The organism is Streptomyces sp. NPDC030991 (assembly GCF_055571235.1).
The window spans coordinates 101,912-123,070 of the sequence record NZ_JBVIFR010000013.1; the positions used below are offsets into that span (position 1 = coordinate 101,912).

A 21,159-nucleotide genomic window follows, 5' to 3' on the forward strand; every position below is an offset into this window, starting at 1 on the left:
TCCTGTCGTCGCTGCCGGGAGAGCCGGCCACCCGGGGGAGGTGACGGGCCCGATGCGTCAGGGCTCATCATCCTGCACGGGCGTGTGGCGTCGAGCATAGGGCCTGGACAACGTTGTCAGGCTCGGGGGAGACTGTCCACCGCTCCGTATCACTTCCTAGACTTCGCTTCTCCGACCTGCCTTTTCCCAGGGGATCTGACACTCATGCACATGGACCTCGTCGCCGCGCTCGACATCGGCGGCACCAAGATCGCCGGCGCCCTGGTGGACGACCGGGGCCGCATTCTGGCGCGGGCCCAGCGGCCGACCCCCGCGCAGGAGGACGGTGAGACGGTGATGGGCGCGGTGGACGCGGTCCTCGCCGAGCTGACGGTGTCCGAGCTGTGGCCGAGGACCCGGGCCGTCGGGATCGGCAGCGCGGGCCCGGTGGACCGGCCGGCGGGGACGGTCAGCCCGGTCAACGTGCCCGGGTGGCGTGACTTCCCGCTGGTCTCGCGCGTGCGGGAGCTCGCGGGCGGCCTGCCGGTCGAGCTGGTCGGCGACGGCGTGGCGATGACGGCGGCCGAGCACTGGCAGGGCGCGGCCCGCGGCCATGACAACGCGCTGTGCATGGTGGTGTCCACCGGCGTCGGCGGCGGCCTGATCCTGGGCGGGCAGCTCCACCCCGGCCCCACCGGAAACGCCGGGCACATCGGCCACATCAGCGTCGACCTCGACGGCGACCCGTGCCCGTGCGGCGCGCGCGGCTGCGTCGAGCGCATCGCCAGCGGGCCCAACATCGCCCGCCGCGCCCTCGCCGACGGCTGGCGCCCGGGGGCCGACGGTGACGCGTCCGCCGCCGCCGTGGCCCGCGCCGCACACGCCGGTGACCGGGCGGCCGTCGCCTCCTTCGAGCGGGCGGCGCAGGCCCTGGCGGCCGGTATCGCGGCGACCGCGACGCTCGTCGAGATCGACATCGCGGTGATCGGCGGGGGAGTGGCCAAGGCCGGCGACGTCCTCTTCGCCCCGCTGCGCCGCGCGCTGCGCGACTACGCGACGCTCTCCTTCGTGCGGCGCCTCACCGTGGCCCCGGCGTCGACGGGTACCGACGCGGGGCTCGTGGGCGCGGCGGCCGCGGCCCTGCGGCTCGGCTCCGCCCTCGACGAGGCGCATCCGCAAGCCGTCTGACGGTTCCTCAGCCGCTGTCCGGCCCGAACGAGGGCGTACGGGGCGGGTCTCGCCCGCCCTCGGCCGGAGCCCGGCTTGGCAGTTCAACTGCGCCTCACCCCGGTCCGCGTGGCCGGGGTCGATGCCGTCGCCGCCGTCGGTGATGACGAGCAGCACCGCCTGATCCCCCGTCACGTCGGCCGAAAGGGCGTGCGGGGCACCGGAGTTGGGTGAGTGCGGCTAGGTCTGCCTTCGCCGTGGCCGCGATGGGCTGGGCCGAACCTGTCTCGTTGAACAGGGCGACGGCACGACTGCGGCCGTCGCTCCGACGACTCTGCGCCGGACGGCACCGGTGCCCCCGGACATGCTTGTGCCCCCTCGGTCGCGAGGGGGCACGTACAGCAGCTGTTGCTGGGTGTGACGAACCGCGGGCGACGGACTACTTGTCGTCGGTCAGCGAGTCACGCACGCCCTCGGCCTTGCCACGAGCCTTGTCGGCGGTCTTGCGGGCGTCGCCCTTCGCCTGGTCGACCTTGCCCTCCGACTTCATGCGCTCGTTGCCGGTGGCCTTGCCGGCCATCTCCTTGGCCTTGCCCTTGGCCTTGTCCATCGCGCTCTCGCCCATGACGGCTCCTCGGTTGGTGAGTAACGACGCCTGTCACGCTAGGAGCGGTTCGGGGCGAGCGCATCCCGAAAGGTTGCTCAGGGTGACGGGCGAAGCGCTTCCCTCAGCGTCCCCACCGGCGTCAGTGTCTCCGTCAGGTCCGAGAGCTCGATGAGGCGGAGTGTCAGCCGGTGGCGGCAGACCACGGTGACCCGCCCGCCGTGGCCGACGGCTCTGCGGTGGGCGCGCACCAGGAGGGAGAGCCCGGAGCAGTCGAAGAAGGTGGTGCCGGTCAGGTCTATCGCCACGACGCGGTAGGGGCCCGCTGCCACGGTGTCGAGCAGCGGAGCCATCCGCTGGAAGGCGAGAAGGTCGATCTCGCCGCTGAGTTCGATCACGGCGCAGTCGCCGAGGGTGCGCACCACGGGTGGGTGCACATAGCCCTCGGAGCCGCTCGCGTCGACGATGTCGTCGAAGCCACCGAAGTCATCGGGAGCATGGTCCTGTTTGTTGCCCTGTCGCATCGGTCCCCCCGGCCGAGCACTTGTCCGGCTCCTGGGGAGCCGCGCGCGCTGCCACATGTTTCGTGCGAACGAATCGGGAGGTCACCGGGGACTGGGGCGCCTGGTCGGCCACGCTAGCGGCACTTTCCTTCCCAGGGTGTGGCGTAACGATTCCCGACAGCCTCACGTCACTTGATGTGGTGAATTGAGAGTGAAGTGCTTGACTTGTAAACCGCCTGCCGACAAAGAAGGTCGTGCGGCGGCCGACGGGCCGTGTGCGCGCCGCACACCCGGTGTGAACGGCGTACCGCGACGGCGGCCTCGCACACGCTTCTGCCGCCCGCGCCGCTGCGCTTGACTGCGTAGCGGGAACACCGGGAGGCCGGACATGGGCCGGTGGCCCGCCGCCGGGCAGCGGTGGGCGCCCCGGCCTTCCGGGCCCGGCTCCGGGGCTTCCGCCCGCCGTGCGATCTCCTGGACGGCGGGCGGGAGCCCCGTAGAGTGCCTCCGCCATGGTCACTTCGGGTGGCCGCCCAGGGGAGGGGAGCAGGATGGACGTCACGCCGCGGACGCGTGTCTCCGCGTACGCACTGGCATCGCGCGAGGGCCGCGTCCTGCTGGGGCGGCTCGCGGACAGCTCGCCCGTCTTCGAGCCGGGCCTGTGGCATCTGCCCGGTGGCGGCATCGACCACGGCGAGCAGCCGGTCCAGGCACTGGAGCGGGAGCTCCGTGAGGAGACGGGCCTGGAACTCGTCGAGGCCCGGCTCGTCGACAGCCGTGCGTACACGGTCCAACGAGGCGGTGTGCACTGGCACTTGGTCGCGCTGTTCTACGTCGTCGAGCTCAAGGGCGACTCGCCCGAGGTCGTGGAGGTGGAGGGGACGACGGAAGCGGTGGAGTGGGTGCCGCTCGCCGGCCTCGACGAAGCGGCCTTGTCCCCGGCGGCGGTGGACGGGCTGCGGCGACTGGCGGCAGGGGTCTGACGGGTCATGGGAGCGGACGGTGCCGCAGGTCCCGCGCCGTCGTGCGGGTCAGGCCGCCTTCACGATCTCTCCGCGCACCGCGGCCGCCCACTCCACGACCAGCACCTCGTACTCCCGGCGCTGCGATTCGCTCAACCGGCCCCCGGTGCGCGCCATGAGGCCGCGGATCTGCTCGTTCAGCTCGTCGGCAGACTGCACGGAAGCACGGCTCTCGGTGGGGATCATGTGAAGAGACTAGCGGGTGGTACTGACAATGTGCTTCCGGCGGGTGAACCGCGGGGGTCCGCGGGGTGTTCTCCGCCCCTCGCGCCCGGCGAACCGCCCCTCAACTGCGGCTGGTTTCCAGGGCGGGGTGTTGCGGGCAAGCCTCAGGAGGCCGATGGATGAGGGGGAACCGTGATCGTCTGGGTCAACGGTGCGTCCCGTGCGGGAAAGACCGCTGCCGCACGGGAACTGAGCGATCTGATCCCGAACTGCACGCTCTTCGACCCTGACGTGATCGACGACGAGCTGGAGCGGCTGCTGCCGCCCAAGCGGCTCGCGGAGGTGAGCGACCGCCAGGATCTGCCGATCTGGCGGCGGCTCGTCGTGGACACCGCGGCCGCTCTCCTCGCCGAACTGGGCGGGGTGCTGGTGGTGCCGATGGCGTTGTTGCGCCAGGAGTACCGGGATGAGATCTTCGGTGCTCTCGCCGCCCGGCGTATCCCTGTGTGCCATGTGGTCCTTGCTCCAGGGGAAACGATCCTGCGTGAGCGTGACCCCAGCGGTGAGGCCCCCGCCGACATCGAGCCGTACCGCGCCGCCCTCGGGGGCTGGCTGACGGCCGACGCCTACCTCGTCGACAACGGCGCGCTGTCCCCGTACGACACCGCTGTGCGGATCGCCGCCGCGCTGCGCGCCGGGGACGCCGGGCAGTGCGACATCGTGCAGACCCCCGAGCCGACCGCCGAGACGGTCGCCGCGGGCGTGCTGCTCTTCGACGACGAGGGGCGCGTGCTGCTCGTCGACCCCACGTACAAGCCGGGCTGGGAGTTCCCCGGCGGCGTCGTGGAGCGGGGCGAGGCGCCCGCCCGCGCCGGGATGCGTGAGGTCGCCGAGGAGACCGGTATCGAACTCGCCGATGTGCCACGGCTGTTGGTCGTCGACTGGGAGCCGCCCGTGCCGCCTCGCTACGGCGGACTGCGGCTGCTCTTCGACGGCGGCCGCCTGACACGTGACGCCGCGCGCCACGTCCTGCTCCCCGGGCCGGAGTTGAGGGGCTGGCGGTTCGTGGACGAGAGCGAGGCGGCCGGCCTGCTGCCACCTATCCGCTTCGAGCGGTTGCGCTGGGCGCTCCGCGCTCGCGAACGCGGCCGCGTGCACTACCTGGAGGCCGGGATCCCCGTCGGCTGACCGGTGCCCGGCTCGCGTCGCCGCGCCCCGCCCCCGCACCCGGCTCCTCGAACTGCCGCTGGGGTCAGCCGGGTTCGTAGGCCGCCACCGCCGTCCGCAACACCGCGGCCGCTCCGCCCACCACCGGGTCCCCGTGCCCGAAGCACGCCACGTCGCTGTCGAGTGCGGCCAGCCGCCGGAAGGAGGCGAGAGCCTGCTCGCGGTGCAGGTTGAAGACACCGAGCATCACCTGTCCGTCCGCGGGGGAGGCGGCCACCGCGTCGCCGGTGAACAGGACGCCGTGCAGGGGGAGTTCCAGCGCGATCGAGCCGTCGGTATGGCCCGGAGCGCCCACCACCCGGGCCCCGCCCCCGATGTCCAGCACGTCCCCGTCCACCAACTCCCGTACGAAGGAGGGGAGTACGGGGTGTGTGGGGCGGGGCGGCAGCTGGGCCAGTGCCCGCGCGTGGATCGGGCGCTCCCAGTCCTCCACGGCCGGCTCCGGCCCGGGCGCCTCGCCGCGCACGAACGGGGCGTCGAGCCGATGCGCGTACACCTCGGCCCCGCTCAGCCGCGCGAACTCCCCGGCGCCGCCCGCGTGATCCTCGTGGAAGTGCGTGAGCACGATCCGCCGTACGTCCTCGGGGGCGTGCCCCCACTCGCGTACGGCGTCGGCGATCGGCCGCGCGGCGCCCGCCGCGCCCGCGTCGATCAGGGTCAGCTCCGGGCCGTCGCGCCAGAGGTAGGCCTGCCCCACGGGGAAGCGCAGGAGGCGCAGGCGCGGCGTGAGGTCGATCGTGTCCGTCAGTTCGTAGGCCGTCATGGTGCGACGGTACGAAGCCGACGGACACGACCGCGTACTCCTCGGCTCTCGGCAGAGGAGGCGGAGGCCGCTGGTCAGTTGGCGGCGGCGTACTTCTGCAGGAAGCGGGCCTCCGCCACCGACAGGCGCTCCAGCTCCTTCGGCGAGACGCTCTCGTTGACCGCGTGGATCTGCGCCTCCGGCTCGCTCAGTCCGATGAGGAGGATCTCCGCCTCCGGGTAGAGCGAGGCGAGCGTGTTGCAGAGCGGGATCGAGCCGCCCTGGCCCGCGTACTGCATGTCCTGGCCGTCGTACGCCTCCGCCATCGCGTCCGCCAGCGCGGCGTACGCGGGGCTCGCGGTGTTCGCCCGGAACGGCTGGCCCTGGCCGACCTGTTCGACCCGCACCCGGGCGCCCCACGGGGTGTGGGCCTCGATGTGCGCCGTCAGGAGCTTCGTCGCCTCGGCGGCGTCCGTGCCCGGCGGCACGCGCAGGCTGATCAGCGCACGGGCGCCGGCCTGCACCGACGGCGTCGCACCCACCACCGGCGGGCAGTCGATGCCGAGCACGGTGACGGCGGGCCGCGCCCAGATGCGGTCGGCGACCGTCCCCGAACCGATCAGCTCGACCCCGTCGAGCACCTTCGCGTCCTTGCGGAACGCGTCCTCCTCGTACTGCAGCCCGTCCCAGGACGCGGCCGGCTCCAGGCCGTCGACGGTCGTGGAGCCGTCCTCGGCGCGCAGCGAGTCCAGTACGCGCACCAGGGCGGCCAGCGCGTCGGGCGCCGCACCGCCGAACTGGCCCGAGTGCAGATTGCCCTCAAGGGTGTCGACCTGGACGCGGACCAGGGTCATGCCGCGCAGGGTGGCCGTCGCGGTGGGCAGGCCGACGCGGAAGTTGCCCGCGTCGCCGATGACGATCGTGTCGGCGCGGAGCAGCTCGGGATGCTGCTCGGCGTAGCGCTCCAGGCCGCCGGTGCCCTGTTCCTCCGAACCCTCGACGATCACCTTGACGTTGACCGGGACCCCGCCGTTCGCCCGCAGCGCGCGGACGGCCAGCAGGTGCAGCAGTACACCGCCCTTGCAGTCGGCGCTGCCGCGGCCGTACCAGCGGCCGTCCTCGCGCTCGGTCAGCTCGAACGGGGGCGTCACCCACGCCTCCTCGTCCAGCGGCGGCTGCACGTCGTAGTGCGCGTACAGCAGCACCGTCGGCGCGCCCGCGGGGCCCGGCAGGAAACCGTAGACGGACTGCGTGCCGTCCGGGGTGTCGAGCAGCGCCACGTCCTGGAAGCCTTCGGCGCGCAGCGCGCCCGCGACCCAGTTCGCCGCGCCCTCGCTCTCGCTCTTCGGGTACTGAGCGAAGTCCGCCACCGATTTGAAGGCCACCAGTTCGGCCAGCTCGGCCTTGGCCCGAGGCAGCAGGGAGGCGACGGTCTCGGCGATCGGATGCGGCGACATGGGCACGCTCCTCGTGGGTGCGGTGGTGTGCGGGGTGCGCCGATGATCCTCCCACAGCGGGTCACGGGGCGGCCCGCCGTAGGATGCCTGAGAAACGTGCGGCAGGCAGCTGGATCGGGAGCAGTAGACCATCGTGAGCAGCGAGAACTCGACGGACGGCAACGACATGGGCGACGAGCGGACCATGGAGGTGTGGGACGTCGTCGTCGTGGGCGGCGGCCCCGCGGGGGCGTCCGCCGCGTACGCGGCCGCGGTCGCCGGGCGCAGGGTCCTGCTCCTGGAGAAAGCGGAACTGCCGCGCTACAAGACGTGCGGCGGCGGCATCATCGGCCCGTCGAGGGACTCCCTGCCGCCCGGGTTCGAGCTGCCGCTGAAGGACCGCATCAACGCGGTGACGTTCTCGCTGAACGGCAAGTACACGCGCACCCGGCGCTCCCGGAGCATGCTGTTCGGGCTCATCAACCGGCCCGAGTTCGACGCGCAGCTCGTCGAGCACGCGCAGAAGGCGGGCGCCGAACTGCGTACGGGCGTCACGGTCTCGCGCGTCGAGCAGCACGGCTCGGCGGTACCCGACCGGCGTACGGTCGCCGTGGTCCTCCAGGGCGGCGAGACGGTGCTGGCGCGGGCCGTGGTCGGCGCGGACGGCAGCGCGGGCCGGATAGGAGCGCATGTCGGGGTCAAGCTCGACCAGGTCGACCTCGGCCTGGAGGCGGAGATCCCCGTCCCGCAGTCGGTCGCCGACGACTGGCGCGGCCGCGTCCTCATCGACTGGGGCCCGATGCCCGGCAGCTACGGATGGGTCTTCCCGAAGGACGACACCCTGACCGTCGGTGTGATCTCCGCCCGCGGTGAGGGCGCCGCCACCAAGCGGTACTTGGAGGACTTCATCGGGCGGCTCGGGCTCGCCGGGTTCGAACCCGCGGTCTCCTCCGGCCATCTGACGCGCTGCCGCGCCGAGGACTCGCCGCTCTCCCGCGGCCGGGTCCTGGTCTGCGGTGACGCGGCGGGGCTGCTCGAACCGTGGACCCGCGAGGGCATCTCGTTCGCGCTGCGCTCCGGGCGGCTCGCGGGGGAGTGGGCGGTGCGGGTCTCCGAGGCGCACGACGCGGTGGACGCCCGCCGCCAGGCACTGAACTACGCGTTCGCCATCAAGGCCGGGCTCGGCGTCGAGATGGCCGTCGGCAAGCGGATGCTGACCGTCTTCGAGCGCAAGCCGGGGCTGCTGCACGCGGCGCTGACCGGCTTCCGCCCCGCGTGGAACGCGTTCGCGAGGATCACCCGGGGATCGTCGTCCCTCGGCGAGCTGGTGCGGACGCATCCGCTGGCGGGGCGGGCGCTGTCGCGGATGGACCGCTAGCGGTCAGTTCTCGAGGCTGAGCCTGAAGACGGGGTGGTCGGGAGCGACGCGGCGCAGCGACCGTGCCGCCGTCTTCGCCCACGCCGCGGCGGGGCTCGCCCACGGGGTCGGGCTGGTGAGGTGAGGGGGCGCAGAGCCTGTCGTTGAACCCCCGTCCGCGCCCCGACGCGCGGCACGCACTCCCTACGGGTGCGGGAGCGGACCGTACTCCCCGGGGAGTACGGGTGATCACCTCGTCCGGCTGACGCCCCGCGCGGCCCGCGCGGCTTAGCGTGGCGGCATGGACGAGCAGCGGGTGCGCGACGGCGCCCCAGAGCGGGCGTGGAGCGGACCGCCCTGGTTGCGGCAGGGGCCGGGGCGGGGGCGCGCCTGGTGGGGCCCGGACGACGACGGGCGGCTGCCCTGGCGCTCCACGGCGGTGGTCACCTTGTTCGTCCTGCTCGGTTCGGACTTCGCCGCGCGCCAGCAGAGCGGCCGCGCCGACCTGGACGCGTACGGGCGGCTGCTGCTGCTCGCCGGCTGCCTGCTGTTGCTGTGGCGGCACCGGTATCCGGTACCGGTCGCCTTCGGTGCGGCCGCCTGTGCGGCGGTCTACCTCGGCGGCGGCTATCCCTACGGCCCCGTGTTCCTCGTGGTGGCGCTGGGATGCTTCGCGGCGATCGTCACGGGGCACCGGCGCGCGGCATGGTGTGCCGTCGGGCTGTTCTGGCTCGGCCATCTATTGGTGGCGCACTGGCTGTACGCGGAGCTGCCGCCGTCCACGGACGGGCCCGGCTCCTGGGGTGCGGAGGGGGTCGTCGCCGCATGGGTGCTGGCCGTCGTGGCCGTCGCCGAGCTCGCCCGGGTGCGGCGCGAGCAGTGGGAGCGGACGCGCGCCGAGCGGGAGCAGGCCGCGCGGCGGCGGGCCGACGAGGAGCGGCTGCGCATCGCCCGCGAACTGCACGACGTGCTCGCCCACTCCATCTCCGTGATCAACGTGCAGGCGGGCGTCGGGCTCGCCCTGCTCGACTCGGACCCCGAGCAGGCGCGGACCGCGCTGACCACCATCAAGGACGCCAGCAAGGAGGCGCTCGGGGAGGTGCGGCAGGTCCTCGACACGCTCAGGGCGCCCGGGCACGCGCCGCGGGCCCCCGCCCCCGGGCTCGACCGGCTGCCGGAGCTCGTCGAGCAGGCGGCGGGAGCCGGACTCGCCGTCGACGTCCGCGCGGACGGGCAGCGGCCGACGCTGCCGCCGGGCACCGACCTCGCCGCGTTCCGGATCGTGCAGGAGGCGCTCACCAATGTCGTACGGCACTCCGAGTCGCGTCGTGCGCGGGTCCATGTGCATGACGCGCAGGGGCTGTTGACGCTCACCGTCGACGACGACGGGCCCGCGAGCCACGCCGAGGCCGGCGGCAGCGGCAACGGACTCGCCGGGATGCGCGAGCGTGCCGCCGCCCTCGGTGGCACGATCGAGGCGGGCCCGCGCCCCGGCGGCGGATTCCGGGTCGTCGCCGAACTTCCGCTCACCGCCGCGCCCCCGCCCTCACCGACCTCGCCATCGGAGGCCCCCCGTTGATCCGCGTACTGCTCGCCGACGACCAGTCGCTCGTCCGCGCCGGATTCAGGGCGCTGCTCGACGCGCAGGACGACATCGAGGTCACGGGCGAGGCGGCCGACGGCGCGGAAGCGGTGCGCATGGTGCGCGAACTGCGGCCCGACGTCGTCCTCATGGACATCCGGATGCCGCTCCTCGACGGGCTCGCCGCGACCCGGCGGATCGGTGAGGACCCGGCCCTGGCGGCGGTGAAGGTGGTCGTGCTGACCACCTTCGAGCTCGACGAGTACGTCTTCGAGGCGATCAGGTCCGGCGCCTCCGGCTTCCTCGTCAAGGACACCGAGCCGGAGGAGCTGCTGCGCGCCGTGCGGGCCGTGGTGCACGGTGACGCGCTGCTCTCGCCGGGGGTCACCCGGCGGCTGATCGGCGAGTTCGCGGCCCGTTCCAAGGAGCCCGCGGCCGCCGCGTCGCTGTCCGGACTGACCGAGCGGGAACGGGAGGTGATGGCGCTCGTCGGCATCGGCCTCTCCAACGAGGAGATCGCCCGCCGCCTGGTCGTCAGCCCGCTCACCGCCAAGACCCACGTGAGCCGGACGATGATCAAGCTGGGCGCCCGGGACCGCGCCCAACTCGTCGTCCTCGCCTACGAGTCGGGGCTGGTGCGCCCCGGCTGGCTGGGCTGACCCGTCAGTCGCGGAGCGCGAGCCGCTCCTCAGCGGCCGCCGCCTCCTGGCGCACGGTCTTCACGACGACGACGGAGTCCCGCGTGCGCCGCGTGCGCAGACCGGTCAGCGTCACCAGCAGACCCACCAGGGCGACCGCGGTGACCACCATCAGACCGGGCCGGAAGCTGTCCAGGACCGCCTGCGGCGAGGCGCCCTCGGGGGCATCGGCGGTGATCACGGCCGTCACCACGGCGAGGAAGATCGCGCCGCCGACCTGTACGGAGGTGTTGAGCAGGCCGGAGACCATGCCCTGCTCGTCGTCGTGGACGCCGTTCGTGGCCTGGATGTTGAGGGACGGGAAGACCAGGGCGCAGGCGGCGCCGACCAGGAGCATGGTCGGCAGGATGACGACCGCGTAGACCGGGTCGAGGTCGATGCGCAGGAACAGGGCGTAGCCGAGCACCATGAGCGCGAAGCCCACCGCGATGACCCGGGGCGTGCCGAAGCGGTCCACGAGGGAGCCGACCTTGGTGGAGGAGAGGGCCACGAGGGCGCCGGCGGGCAGGAACGCGAGGGCCATGCTCAGCGCCGACCAGCCGAGCAGCGTCTGGAGATACAGGGTCGCCAGGAACTGGAAGCTGACGTAGCTGCCGAAGAAGGTCATCGCGCCGATCTGGGCGCGGATCTGTGAGCCGGAGCGCAGTACCCCGAGCCGGATCAACGGTCCGGGCGAGCGTCGCTCGATGCGGACGAAGACGGTGAGCAGCACGGCGACGGCGAGGAAGGAGAGCAGGGTGCGGGGCGAGGCCCAGCCGGCCTCCGGCGCCTGCACGACGGTGAAGACCAGCAGCAGCATGGAGAGCGTGCCGGTGACGGCGCCGGGGATGTCATAGCCGCGGTGGTTCTCCTCCTTCGCGCTGTGCGGGATCAGCTTGAGGCCGAGCAGCAGCGCGATGACGGCGATCGGCGCGGGCAGCAGCATGGTCAGGCGCCAGCTCGCCTCCGTCAGCAGGCCGGAGAGGACGAGCCCCATGGAGAAGCCGGTGGCGGCGCAGGTGGTGTAGATGGCCAGGGCGCGGTTGCGGACCGGGCCCTCGGCGAACGTCGTCGTGATGATCGACAGTCCGGCGGGCGCGGTGAACGCGGCGCTGAGGCCCTTGATGAAGCGGCTCGCGATGAGCAGCGGCCCCGAGTCGACGAGCCCGCCGAGCAGCGAGGCCACCGCGAAGACGCCGAGCGCGACGAGGAAGACGCGGCGCCGCCCCAGCAGGTCGGCCGCGCGGCCGCCGAGCAGCAACAGGCCGCCGTAGCCGAGGATGTAGCCGCTGACGACCCATTGCAGCGTCGAGGTCGACAGATCCAGTTCCGAGCCGATCGAGGGCAGGGCCACGCCGACCATCGACACGTCGAGCGCGTCGAGGAACATCGCGGCGCAGAGCACGAGGAGGGTCCCCCACAGGCGGGGGGACCAGCGCTCCTGGGACGCCTCGGAGGAGGACGGAGCGGTGGTGAGCGGAGAAGTCATGCGGAGCACGGTACATGCACATGCATTGAGTGCAAGTGCATTTAATGCTGATGCAACAAAGAGGTTTTCTCTGCTACGGTGCGCTCATGGCGGCAGGAAAGTCGGGAGCGAGGGCCGCGTCGGGCCTCGTGGATCAATGGCGGGACATCCTCGCGGTGCACGCGCGCACGATGTGCGAGCTCGACCGTGAGCTGCATCGACACGGCCTGGGCGCGAGCGACTTCGAGGTCCTCGACGTGCTCGCCGAGGGCGCTGCCGAGGACGGCACGGACGGGTTCCGGGTGCAGGAGATCGCCGCGCAGGTCCATCTGAGCCAGAGCGCCCTGTCCCGTCTCGTCGGACGTCTGGAGAAGGACGGACTCGTGGAGCGCGGCATGTGCAGCGAGGACCGGCGCGGGGTGCGGGTCTGCCTCACCCCGAAGGGCCGCGAACTGCACGGCGAGGTACGGCCGTTGCAGCGGGCCGTCCTCAGCCGGATGCTGGAACCCGGCGTCTGACGGCCCGCGGCTCGCGGCCGGGGCGGTGGCTCAGCCCCAGGTGATCGCGGAGCGCTCCCGCCACAGCGCGGCCACCGACGCGTCGCCCGTCAGGGACGGGAACGGCAGCCGGTTCCACAGCGAGAGGTAGAGGCGGGCGGCGGGCCCCGCCAGCTCGCAGTCCGCCTCGCCCGTCGCGCCCCGCTCGGCCGACGGCGGCTCCTGGGAGATGCGGACCGTCCACAGCGCGTCCGCGTCCGTCGCGCGGACCCGCAGCACCCTGGGGCTCTCGGACCGCACCTGGCTCTTCTGCCGGGCGTGCAGTCCGAGCAGCAGCTCCTCGATCCCGTCGACCGCGACGTCCTCGGAGATCGGGTCCGGCGCCGTCGTCAGCGCCGACTGGGCGTCGACCCGGTGCACCGTCGTCTCGTGCGCCTGCCGCCGCGCCCAGAAGGCGAGCGGCGACGGTGCCGGCAGGAACGCCCAGCACCGCACGTCGGGCGGCGCCTGCGTCAGCGTCTCGACGAGATACGTGTGCCCCTGCCGGAACCAGTCGAGCAGCGGCTCCTCGTCGAGGTCGGGCAAGCCCCCGTCGGGGTGGAACGCCTGGTGCTCCTCGGCGACGAACGCCGCGGCCCAGCGGTGCACCATGCCCGTGTGCCGCAGCAGGTCGCGGATCTGCCAGCCGGGACAGGTCGGCACTTTGGCGTCGACGCCCGCCAGTTCGGCGGCCGCCGCGAGCCGGCGGCCCTCGGTGTCCAGAACGTGAAGGTGTTCGGCAATCTCCATGCGGTGAGTGTGCTGGGTGAAGTGCGCCCGGCGGTACGTGTTTCGCGGATTCGGGTGCCGGGATTCAGGGCGTGGCAGGCTTGCCGGTGCCGCGGGTCGTGAAGCCGATGGTGGCCGCCACCGCCGCCAGCAGCGCCACGCTCGTCAGGGCCGTCGGCAGTGAGAACCAGTCCGCCATGAAACCGATCGCGGGCGGCCCCAGCAGCATGCCGCCGTAGCCGAGGGTCGACGCCGCGGCGACGCCGGTCGGGCCCGCGAGCGCCCCGGCCCGCTCCACCGCGACGGGGAAGATGTTCGCGAGGCCGAGCCCGGTGACGGCGAAGCCGAGCAGGGTCAGCCACACCGAGGGCGCGAGCGAGCCGAGCAGCATCCCGGCCGCGCCGGTCGCCCCGCCGTACACCACGGTCCGTGTCCTGCCGAGCCGTTCGAGCAGCGCCGTGCCGGAGAGCCGGCCGATGGTCATGGCCAGCGCGAAGCAGGAGTAACTGGCTGCCGCGACGCCCGGGTGGGCGTGCAGGTCCTGCTCCAGGTGGAGCGCGCTCCAGTCCGCGAGCGCCCCTTCCCCGTAGGCCGTGCACAGGGCGATGAGCCCGAGGACCAGGACCAGGCCGCGGGTCCCGCGGCCGAGGTGGCGCGGCGCGTCGTCGCGGACGGGTGCCGCGGGGCGCGGCGGGGTCCGGCGCAGCAGGGTCGGGGCCGTCGCCGCGGTGACCACGAGTCCGATCACGGTGATCGCCAGCAGATGCCGGGTGGGGGAGAGGTGCCCCGCGACCAGGCCGCCCAGGCCCGAACCGACCATGCCGCCGAGGCTGAACGCGGCGTGGAAGCTCGGCATGACCGGCCGGCCGAGCGCGGCGACGAGATCGACGGCGGCGCTGTTCATCGCCACGTTGATCCCGCCGTACGCCGCCCCGAAGACCAGCAGGACGAGGCCGAGGGCGAGCGGCGAGTGGGTCAGCGGGGGCAGGGCGACGGTGAGCGGGAGCAGCACCCCGCAGACCACCGTCACCGTGTGGCTGCCGAACCGGCGGCACAGCCGGCCCGTCAGCATCATCGTGATGACGGCACCCGCCGACACCCCGAGGAGCGCCAGTCCGAGCGCGCTCGCCGACGCCCCCGTCTGCTCCTTGATCGCGGGGATGCGTACCACCCAGCCCGCGAAGACGAATCCGTCGAGGGCGAAGAAGACGGTGAGGGCGGTACGCAGTCGGGTCAGGGAGGGGGGCGGGAGGGGCGGTCCGTCGGCGCTGACGGTCCCGAGTTTGTTCAATCGCGGCACAAAGTCAGGGTACGGGCCGCCCTCCGCCCGGGACAAGGGGGTTCGCCGGGCGGAAACCGCTGCGCCGCGGGGCGTTCAGACCGCGACGACCTGGATCCCCGCCTCCTCGAACCGGCCGAGCATCTCCTGGTCGGCGGCGGTGTCCGTGACGAGGATGTCCACCTGCGCCAGGTCGCAGATCCGCGCGAATGCCCGGTGGCCCAGCTTGCTGGAGTCCGCGGCGACGACGACGCGCTCCGCCCGTTCGCACAGCAGCCGGTTGATCGCCGCCTCCGCCTCGTCGTGCGCGGAGGCGCCGTGCGTGACGTCGAGGCCCACGACGCCGAGCACCGCCGTGTCCAGCGTGACCTGGCCCAGTACGCCGTCGGCGAGCGGCCCGATCAACTCGTAGGACTGCGGACGGGCGACGCCGCCGGTCAGCACGATCTTGAACTGAGGGCGCACCGCCAGCTCGTTGGCGATGTTGAGGGCGTTCGTGACGATGGTCAGGGCCGGGGTGCCCGAGGCGAGATCGGGGCGGACGGCGAGCGCCCGTGCGACCTCCGTGGTCGTCGTGCCGCCGGTGAGCCCCACCGCCTCGCCGGGGGTGAGGAGTTCGGCGACGGCCTTGGCGATGCGCTGTTTCTCGGCGGCGCCGAGCGCGGTCTTGTAGCGCAGCGGGAGTTCGTAGCTGACGCCGTGCACGACGGCGCCGCCGCGGGTGCGCACCAGCATCTGCTGCTCCGCGAGCTGGTCGAAGTCGCGGCGGATCGTCGCGGCGGAGACGCCCAGTTCGCCCGCCGCCTCCTCCACGTCGAGGCGGCCGCGCTCGACGAGCAGCTCAAGGAGGGACTTCCAGCGGGCGTCGCGGGACATCCGCGGCCTCCAATTGTCGATCGGCTGAGTCGGACCGACCCTAGCTGTTTGCGCGCGATTGCTTGATAGTGATTGAAAGCTAGCTATATCTTGCACGAACAAGCATCGCGCGGCGCGTCTGCGTGCGCACGGCAGACCGGGAGTGGGTACGGCATGAGCCATGTCGAGAACGAGCTGAACAGCCAGCCGGAGTGCTGGACGCGGGCCGCCGGACTGGCCCCCGCGCACGAGGCGGCGCTGCCGGCGCCGGGGGAGCGGGTCGCGATCGTCGGCTGCGGCACCTCCTGGTTCATGGCGCAGGCCGCGGCCGCGCTGCGGGAGGGGGCCGGGCAGGGCGAGACGGACGCGTTCGCGGCGTCGGAGTTCCCGGCCGGGCGGGCCTACGACCGGGTGGTGGCACTGACCCGGTCCGGCACCACCACCGAGGTACTCGAACTGCTGGCCGCCCTCAAGGGCAAGGTCCGCACGACCGCGATCACCGGTGACCCGGACACGCCCATCAGGACGGCCGCCGACGACCTCGTCGTCCTCGACTTCGCCGACGAGCGGTCCGTGGTGCAGACCCGCTTCGCCACCACCGCGCTCACCCTCCTCCGCGCCCACCTCGGACTCCACACCGAGCAGGCCGTCGCCGACGCGCGCACCGCACTCGGCGAGCCGCTGCCCGAAGGGCTCGCCGAATGCGGCCAGTTCACCTTCCTCGGCCGCGGCTGGACCGTCGGCCTGGCCAACGAGGCCGCGCTGAAGATGCGTGAGGCGTCCCTGTCGTGGACCGAGGCGTACCCGGCGATGGAGTACCGCCACGGCCCCATCAGCGTCACCACCGCCGGCACCGCCACGTGGATGTTCGGCGAGGCGCCCGAGGGCCTGGCCGAGCAGGTCGCCGCGACCGGCGCCCACTGGGTCGAGGGCCGTCTCGACCCGCTGGCCGAGCTCGTCCGCGCCCAGCGACTGGCCGTCGCCGTCGCCGCGCGCCAGGGCCTCGACCCCGACCAGCCCCGCCACCTCACGCGCTCGGTGATCCTGACCGCCGGCTGAGCGCCTGTCCTCGGACTCCCGCCCGCTCCCCGCGGACGATGGGGGTTCGAAGACGGACTCTGACCGCTCCGCCCTGCCATTCGAAAGGAGGGGCAGTGCCCCTCGCAGCAACAGGGACGCTCGTCGGTGCCGCCGCGGCCCGGCGCGGTGCCGTCGCCGCCTTCAACGTCATCACGCTCGAACACGTCGAGGCCGTCGTGGCCGGCGCCGAGGCCGTGGACGCGCCCGTCATCCTGCAGATCTCCGAGAACGCGGTCCGCTACCGCTACGGCCGGCTCCTGCCGCTGGCCCGCGCCGCTGCGGCGATCGCCGAACAGGCCCGCGTCGACGTCGCCCTCCACCTCGACCACGTACAGAGCGACGACCTGCTGCGGCAGGCCGTCGACGCCGGATTCAGCTCGGTGATGTACGACGCCGCGCGCCTCTCCTACGACGAGAACCTCGCCGCCACCCGCGCCGCCGCCGACTGGGGGCACGCCAACGGCCTCTGGGTGGAGGCCGAGTTGGGCGAGGTCGGCGGCAAGGACGGGGCCGCGCCGCTCGACGCGCACGCGCCGGGCGCCCGTACGGACCCGGGCGAGGCCCGCGCGTTCGTGACCGATGCCGGGGTGGACGCCCTCGCCGTCGCGGTCGGCTCCTCGCACGCCATGACCACCCGCACCGCCACCCTCGACCACGACCTCCTCAAGCGGCTCGCCGAGGGCCTGCGCGAATTCGGCGTACCGCTCGTGCTCCACGGCTCCTCCGGGGTGCCCGACGACGAGCTGGCGGCGGCCGTGCGGGGCGGCATCGCCAAGGTCAACGTCGGCACGGCGCTGAACATCGCGATGACCGCCGCCATCCGGGAGTTCCTCGCGGCGCACCCCGACGCCGTCGACTCCCGCAAGTATTTGACGGTCGGGCGCGAGGCCATGTCCCGGACCGTCGGCGAACTGATCACAGTGCTGCGGGGCTGAGCCGCGGGGCGCAGGAGGGGGGCATGACCGGACCCGGCCTTTTCGCCCGCGAACCCGAGGAGATCGCCCCCGGCGCCGTCCACGTCCCGGACTGGCTCGACCCGGCGCAGCAGCGCGCGCTCGTCGAGGCGTGCCGGACGTGGGCGAGGCCGCCGGCCGGGGTGCGCGAGGTGCGGCTGCCCGGCGGCGGCCGGACGGTGCGCCAGTTCGGGCTCGGCCTGCACTGGTACCCGTACGGATACGCGCGCACCGCCGTCGACGGCGACGGGTAGCCGGTGAAGGCGATGCCGCCGGAGCCGGCCGCCCTCGGCCGGCGCGCGGTGCGCGCCGCGTACGGCGACGGGGCTCCACCGGAGACGTACGGCATCGCGCTGGTCACCTACTGCGACGGCGACGCCCGCATGGGCCCGCACAAAGACCGCGACGAGAAGTCGGCCGCGCCCGTCGTGTCGCTGAGAGCCTGCCTTTGAACCCCCGTCCGCGCCCCGACTCCCGGCACGCACTCCCCATCGGGAACACCGAGACCCGCACCCTGCCCGGGACCGCCCCGCCGGAACTGGGGCTGACAGGACGGCTCGACGTCACCCTGCGCGTCAGCGGCCTGTGAGGAGCCGGGGGTCTTCGCCGACCGGGCGGCCCGCGTTCACCGGCTACCATTCCTGACCGTGATCAGGGCGAGGAGTTGCTGATGGGCGGCAGGGCGGCCTCCGGGGACGGGGAGCACACGGCGGGCGGCGGGCCCGCGCGGCCACCACGCCTGGAGCGGGGGCGCAGCGCGCTGGGTCCCGCGCTCGAACTCGTCCACACCGGGCGGGCGCCGACCCGCGCCGTCCTCACCGCCGAACTCGGTGTGACCCGCGCCACGGCGGGTGCGGTGGCGGCCGAACTCGAAGCGCTCGGCCTCATCCGGATCGACGCCCGGCCGAGCGCCGCGGCCGGCTCGCAGGGCCGCCCCTCGCACCGCCTCTCGGTCGCCGAGGACGGGCCGGTGGCCCTCGCCGCGCAGGTGCACGCCGACGGGTACCGCGCGGCGCTCGTCGGACTCGGCGGCCGCATCGTCGCCACGACCCCCGGCTGCGAGATCATCGACCCCGACCCGGCGGACGTGCTGCGCTCCGTCGTGGAGGCGGGCGTCCGGCTCCTGGAGTCCACCGGGCTCCGCTGCGTCGGCGCGGGGCTCGCCGTGCCGTCCGCCGTCGCCGAGCCCGAGGGCACCGCCCTCAACCCGCTGCACCTGGCGTGGCCCGCCGGGTCCCCGGTACGGCAGATCTTCGCCGACTGCGTGCGCGAGGCCGTCCTGGGCGTCCCGGCGTTCGCCGCGAACGACGTGAACCTCGCCGCGCTCGCCGAGCACCGGCACGGCGCCGGACGCGGCGCCCGCGACCTGCTGTGCGTCGCCACCGGCCACCGCGGCGTCGGCGGCGCCCTGGTCCTCGACGGCCGTCTGCACACGGGCAGTTCGGGGCTGGCGCTGGAGGTCGGGCACCTCACGGTCAACCCCGAGGGCCGCCCCTGCCACTGCGGCAGCCGCGGCTGTCTGGACGTGGAGGCCGACCCGCTGGCCTTCCTCACCGCCGCGGGCCGCACCCCGGACTCCGACGGCTCGCTCCTCGAGCAGGCCCACGGGCTGCTGCGCGAGGCACCGGACGACCTCGGGGTGCGCAGGGCCGTCGAGACGCTCGTCGACCGCCTGGGCCTCGGCCTCGCCGGGCTGGTCAACATCCTCAACCCGGACCGGATCATCCTCGGCGGGCTGCACCGCACGCTGCTGGACGCCGCCCCGGAGCGGCTGCGCGCGGTGGTGGCCGACCGCAGCCTGTGGGGGCGCAGCGGCGGCGTGCCCATCCTGGCGTGCACGCTCGACCACAACAGCCTGGTCGGGGCCGCCGAGCTGGCCTGGCAGCCGGTGCTCGACGACCCCCTGGGCGCGCTCGCGCACCTCTGACCTGTGCGCCGTCAAACCTGGACGGCGACCCGTTCGGGCTCCCCGGCCACCGCGACGGTCCTCTTCCGGCGCTCCATCAGATCCGGTACCAGGGAGGCGATCCCGAGGGCGGCGAGCGTCAGCCCGAGCCAGAGCGGCGCCCGCAGCCCGTACGCGTCGATGGCGACGCCGCCCACCGAGGTCGCCAGGACGATGCCGAGCGTGATGAACGAGGTGTGCACGGAGTTCACGAGCGCGCCCGCGTTCGCCCTGCGCTGCACCCGGACCGCCATCGCCGGGTTCAGGGTGACGCCGACGAGGCCATCGCTCGGTGCAATACCAGAGGCGTGCCGCACCCGCGGGGGCCCGGGGCCGCCTTCCGGGGCCGCCCCGGCGCCTCACGCCCACTCCACCGCGAACGCCTCCGCGGGGTTGCCCACCAGCACCCGCTCCACCGTCTCCTCGCCCAGCGCCGCCACGAGCCGCGGCCGCACCCGGCGCAGCAGATACGGCATCCCGGGGCCGCCGCTCACCGACCGGGCCCCGGCCGTCGTGGTGTCGCCGCCGAGCAGCAGCCGGTCCGCGTGCCCGGCCTCGGCGAGCGCCGCCATCGCGTCCGGCATGCGCCAGTCCGTGGCGTGGTTGGCCCGCGAGGGGCCGTCGAAGGCGAGATACGCCCCCGACCGCGCGGCCTCCCGCTGGGTCACGAGGTCGGGCGAACGGTTGAGGTGGCCGAGGATCACGCGCCGCGCCGGCACCGCCAACTCCCCGCACAGCAGGTCCAGTACGTCGAGTGCGCCCGTACCCAGCTCGTGGTGGACGGCGATCGGCGCCCCGGTCGCGTGGTGGGCCTCGGCGGCGGCCCGCATCGTCCACCGCGCGTGCGCGTCCAGCGCGTGGAACCCGCCGGCCACCTTGATCAGCCCGGCCCGTACGCCGCTGCCCGCGATGCCTTCGGTGAGCTCGCGCACGAACACCTCGGCGAGGTCGTCCGCGCGGGAGGCGAGCAACTCCGGTGCGTAGTGGGCCGCTTGATGCATCCCCGTCGCGGCCACGACGCGCACACCCGTCGCCGCCGCCAGTGCGGGCAGCTCCCCGGCCCGCCGTCCGAGCCCGTACGGCGTCCACTGCACGACAGTGCCACCGCCGGCAGCCGCGTACGCCGTCAGCTCCCGCCGGGCCAGGTCCGCGTCGTCCAGCTCCTGCCCGGGCAGCAAGGGGCTGCGGAAGAAGAGGTGATCGTGGGCGTCGACCACGCCCAACTCCCCCGGAGACACATCGCCTTGGACCGTGCGGACGAACCCGCTCACCACTGCCTCCCGCGCGACAGCAGGTCACGCTCGGGCTGCGACAGGTGCAGCACCTGGTAGAGGTCGCCGGGCGCCCCGGGGGAGTCGTGGTCCCACAGGGAGAAGGTCAACAGCTCCCAGGTGCGCGGGTCCACGGCCGCCGCTGCCAGCAACGCCCCGCCCGTCGCGGCGAGTTGATCCACCTCGGCCACGGACCGGGCGATCAGCTCCGGGAGATCGGCGCCCGCCTCGACCGGTGTACGCCGTCGCACCGCTGACCGCGCAGGGCCTCCGCCGGGACGGCCCTCCTCGTACGCCACTCCCGTCCAGTGCTGGACCACGGGCCGCCCGAAGTCGGCCGCGAGACCCTGGAACCCCGGGCCCCACAGAAACGCGTTCATGCCCTGCGGGGTACGCCACAGGTACAGCGGCGCGTACGCGTTCACCGGTGAACCGCCGACGCCCCTCTCCCGCATCAGGTACGCCTTGACGCCGAGCCCCTCGAACGTGTCGGTGGCCCCGTGCCGTGTCGCCACCCGCTCGCGGACGATCCCCATGTCGTAGTCGGCCGGGAGCGTGATCTCGTACTGCATCGCGTGCATG

The 21,159-nt window shown here is 73.6% G+C and carries 22 protein-coding genes and 1 pseudogene; 11 read left to right on the top strand and 12 right to left on the bottom strand.

All coding sequences use genetic code 11. From position 1 onward, the window contains the following. Positions 1–204: 204 nt before the first annotated feature. Positions 205–1,167 (top strand): ROK family protein, encoded by a 963-nt coding sequence (locus ACZ45E_RS24300; protein ID WP_468223879.1) that lies wholly within the window; start codon positions 205–207, stop codon positions 1,165–1,167. Between the two features lie 418 nt (positions 1,168–1,585). Here ACZ45E_RS24300 and ACZ45E_RS24305 read toward each other — a convergent pair whose 3' ends face one another. Further along, the gene (locus tag ACZ45E_RS24305; RefSeq protein ID WP_468223882.1) at positions 1,586–1,771 is read right to left on the bottom strand and encodes a CsbD family protein; all 186 of its coding nucleotides are present in this window, start codon (positions 1,769–1,771) and stop codon (positions 1,586–1,588) included. 77 nt (positions 1,772–1,848) lie between these two features. After that, positions 1,849–2,274, bottom strand: a complete 426-nt coding sequence (locus ACZ45E_RS24310) for an STAS domain-containing protein (RefSeq protein WP_468223885.1) — start codon at positions 2,272–2,274, stop codon at positions 1,849–1,851. A gap of 530 nt (positions 2,275–2,804) precedes the next feature. Here ACZ45E_RS24310 and ACZ45E_RS24315 point away from each other — a divergent pair. Further along, complete coding sequence (locus ACZ45E_RS24315; protein WP_468223888.1) at positions 2,805–3,236, top strand: NUDIX hydrolase; 432 nt, start codon at positions 2,805–2,807, stop codon at positions 3,234–3,236. Between the two features lie 48 nt (positions 3,237–3,284). Here ACZ45E_RS24315 and ACZ45E_RS24320 read toward each other — a convergent pair whose 3' ends face one another. Continuing rightward, a complete protein-coding gene (locus ACZ45E_RS24320; protein WP_468223890.1) occupies positions 3,285–3,461 on the bottom strand; it encodes a hypothetical protein in 177 nt (58 codons plus the stop codon). A 171-nt stretch (positions 3,462–3,632) separates the two neighbouring features. Here ACZ45E_RS24320 and ACZ45E_RS24325 point away from each other — a divergent pair, with 171 nt between their 5' ends. After that, positions 3,633–4,628, top strand: coding sequence for an NUDIX hydrolase (locus ACZ45E_RS24325; protein WP_468223892.1), 996 nt, complete (start codon positions 3,633–3,635; stop codon positions 4,626–4,628). Between the two features lie 64 nt (positions 4,629–4,692). On the opposite strand, the gene ACZ45E_RS24330 is transcribed toward ACZ45E_RS24325, so the two are convergent. Together ACZ45E_RS24330 and ACZ45E_RS24335 are read right to left on the bottom strand one after the other, a co-directional pair. Next, on the bottom strand, positions 4,693–5,430 hold the full coding sequence (locus ACZ45E_RS24330) for an MBL fold metallo-hydrolase (protein ID WP_468223895.1): 738 nt from the start codon (positions 5,428–5,430) through the stop codon (positions 4,693–4,695). Between the two features lie 74 nt (positions 5,431–5,504). Further along, a complete protein-coding gene (locus ACZ45E_RS24335; RefSeq protein WP_468223897.1) occupies positions 5,505–6,866 on the bottom strand; it encodes a M20/M25/M40 family metallo-hydrolase in 1,362 nt (453 codons plus the stop codon). Between the two features lie 133 nt (positions 6,867–6,999). Here ACZ45E_RS24335 and ACZ45E_RS24340 point away from each other — a divergent pair, with 133 nt between their 5' ends. From ACZ45E_RS24340 to ACZ45E_RS24350, 3 genes are all read left to right on the top strand, one after another. After that, positions 7,000–8,223, top strand: a complete 1,224-nt coding sequence (locus ACZ45E_RS24340) for a geranylgeranyl reductase family protein (RefSeq protein WP_468223899.1) — start codon at positions 7,000–7,002, stop codon at positions 8,221–8,223. A 280-nt stretch (positions 8,224–8,503) separates the two neighbouring features. Then, positions 8,504–9,781 carry a sensor histidine kinase gene (locus tag ACZ45E_RS24345; protein ID WP_468223901.1) on the top strand — a complete coding sequence of 426 codons (1,278 nt, stop codon included), beginning with the start codon at positions 8,504–8,506 and terminating at the stop codon, positions 9,779–9,781. Further along, positions 9,778–10,443, top strand: coding sequence for a response regulator (locus ACZ45E_RS24350; RefSeq protein WP_468223903.1), 666 nt, complete (start codon positions 9,778–9,780; stop codon positions 10,441–10,443). The genes ACZ45E_RS24345 and ACZ45E_RS24350 overlap by 4 nt, the downstream gene beginning before the upstream one ends. A 4-nt stretch (positions 10,444–10,447) precedes the next feature. Here ACZ45E_RS24350 and ACZ45E_RS24355 read toward each other — a convergent pair whose 3' ends face one another. After that, positions 10,448–11,950 (bottom strand): MFS transporter, encoded by a 1,503-nt coding sequence (locus ACZ45E_RS24355; RefSeq protein ID WP_468223905.1) that lies wholly within the window; start codon positions 11,948–11,950, stop codon positions 10,448–10,450. 86 nt (positions 11,951–12,036) lie between these two features. On the opposite strand from ACZ45E_RS24355, the gene ACZ45E_RS24360 reads away from it, so the two are divergent. Beyond that, the gene (locus tag ACZ45E_RS24360) at positions 12,037–12,447 is read left to right on the top strand and encodes a MarR family winged helix-turn-helix transcriptional regulator (RefSeq protein ID WP_468223907.1); all 411 of its coding nucleotides are present in this window, start codon (positions 12,037–12,039) and stop codon (positions 12,445–12,447) included. A gap of 30 nt (positions 12,448–12,477) precedes the next feature. Here ACZ45E_RS24360 and ACZ45E_RS24365 read toward each other — a convergent pair whose 3' ends face one another. The 3 genes from ACZ45E_RS24365 to ACZ45E_RS24375 form a co-directional block, all read right to left on the bottom strand. Then, complete coding sequence (locus tag ACZ45E_RS24365) at positions 12,478–13,215, bottom strand: maleylpyruvate isomerase family mycothiol-dependent enzyme (RefSeq protein WP_468223909.1); 738 nt, start codon at positions 13,213–13,215, stop codon at positions 12,478–12,480. A gap of 64 nt (positions 13,216–13,279) precedes the next feature. Continuing rightward, a complete protein-coding gene (locus ACZ45E_RS24370; protein ID WP_468223912.1) occupies positions 13,280–14,494 on the bottom strand; it encodes an MFS transporter in 1,215 nt (404 codons plus the stop codon). A gap of 75 nt (positions 14,495–14,569) precedes the next feature. Continuing rightward, positions 14,570–15,349, bottom strand: a complete 780-nt coding sequence (locus ACZ45E_RS24375) for a DeoR/GlpR family DNA-binding transcription regulator (RefSeq protein ID WP_468223915.1) — start codon at positions 15,347–15,349, stop codon at positions 14,570–14,572. A gap of 153 nt (positions 15,350–15,502) precedes the next feature. Between ACZ45E_RS24375 and ACZ45E_RS24380 the strand changes: the two genes are divergently transcribed. The 4 genes and pseudogenes from ACZ45E_RS24380 (at position 15,503) to ACZ45E_RS24395 (ending at position 19,288) form a co-directional block, all read left to right on the top strand. Next, entirely contained in the window at positions 15,503–16,387 is an 885-nt protein-coding gene (locus ACZ45E_RS24380) for an SIS domain-containing protein (protein WP_468223917.1), read from the top strand. A 95-nt stretch (positions 16,388–16,482) separates the two neighbouring features. After that, the gene (locus ACZ45E_RS24385; RefSeq protein ID WP_468223920.1) at positions 16,483–17,343 is read left to right on the top strand and encodes a class II fructose-bisphosphate aldolase; all 861 of its coding nucleotides are present in this window, start codon (positions 16,483–16,485) and stop codon (positions 17,341–17,343) included. A gap of 23 nt (positions 17,344–17,366) precedes the next feature. Continuing rightward, positions 17,367–17,950 (top strand): annotated as a pseudogene (locus ACZ45E_RS24390) (alpha-ketoglutarate-dependent dioxygenase AlkB). An 81-nt stretch (positions 17,951–18,031) separates the two neighbouring features. Next, complete coding sequence (locus ACZ45E_RS24395; protein WP_468223923.1) at positions 18,032–19,288, top strand: ROK family protein; 1,257 nt, start codon at positions 18,032–18,034, stop codon at positions 19,286–19,288. An 11-nt stretch (positions 19,289–19,299) separates the two neighbouring features. Here ACZ45E_RS24395 and ACZ45E_RS24400 read toward each other — a convergent pair whose 3' ends face one another. The 3 genes from ACZ45E_RS24400 to ACZ45E_RS24410 all read right to left on the bottom strand — a co-directional run bounded on the left by ACZ45E_RS24400 (position 19,300) and on the right by ACZ45E_RS24410 (position 21,158). Beyond that, positions 19,300–19,560, bottom strand: coding sequence for a hypothetical protein (locus ACZ45E_RS24400; protein WP_468223925.1), 261 nt, complete (start codon positions 19,558–19,560; stop codon positions 19,300–19,302). Between the two features lie 105 nt (positions 19,561–19,665). Next, positions 19,666–20,580 (bottom strand): phosphotriesterase family protein, encoded by a 915-nt coding sequence (locus tag ACZ45E_RS24405; protein ID WP_468223928.1) that lies wholly within the window; start codon positions 20,578–20,580, stop codon positions 19,666–19,668. Then, positions 20,574–21,158, bottom strand: coding sequence for a DUF4865 family protein (locus tag ACZ45E_RS24410; RefSeq protein ID WP_468223930.1), 585 nt, complete (start codon positions 21,156–21,158; stop codon positions 20,574–20,576). The genes ACZ45E_RS24405 and ACZ45E_RS24410 overlap by 7 nt, the downstream gene beginning before the upstream one ends. Between the last annotated feature and the right edge of the window lies 1 nt (position 21,159).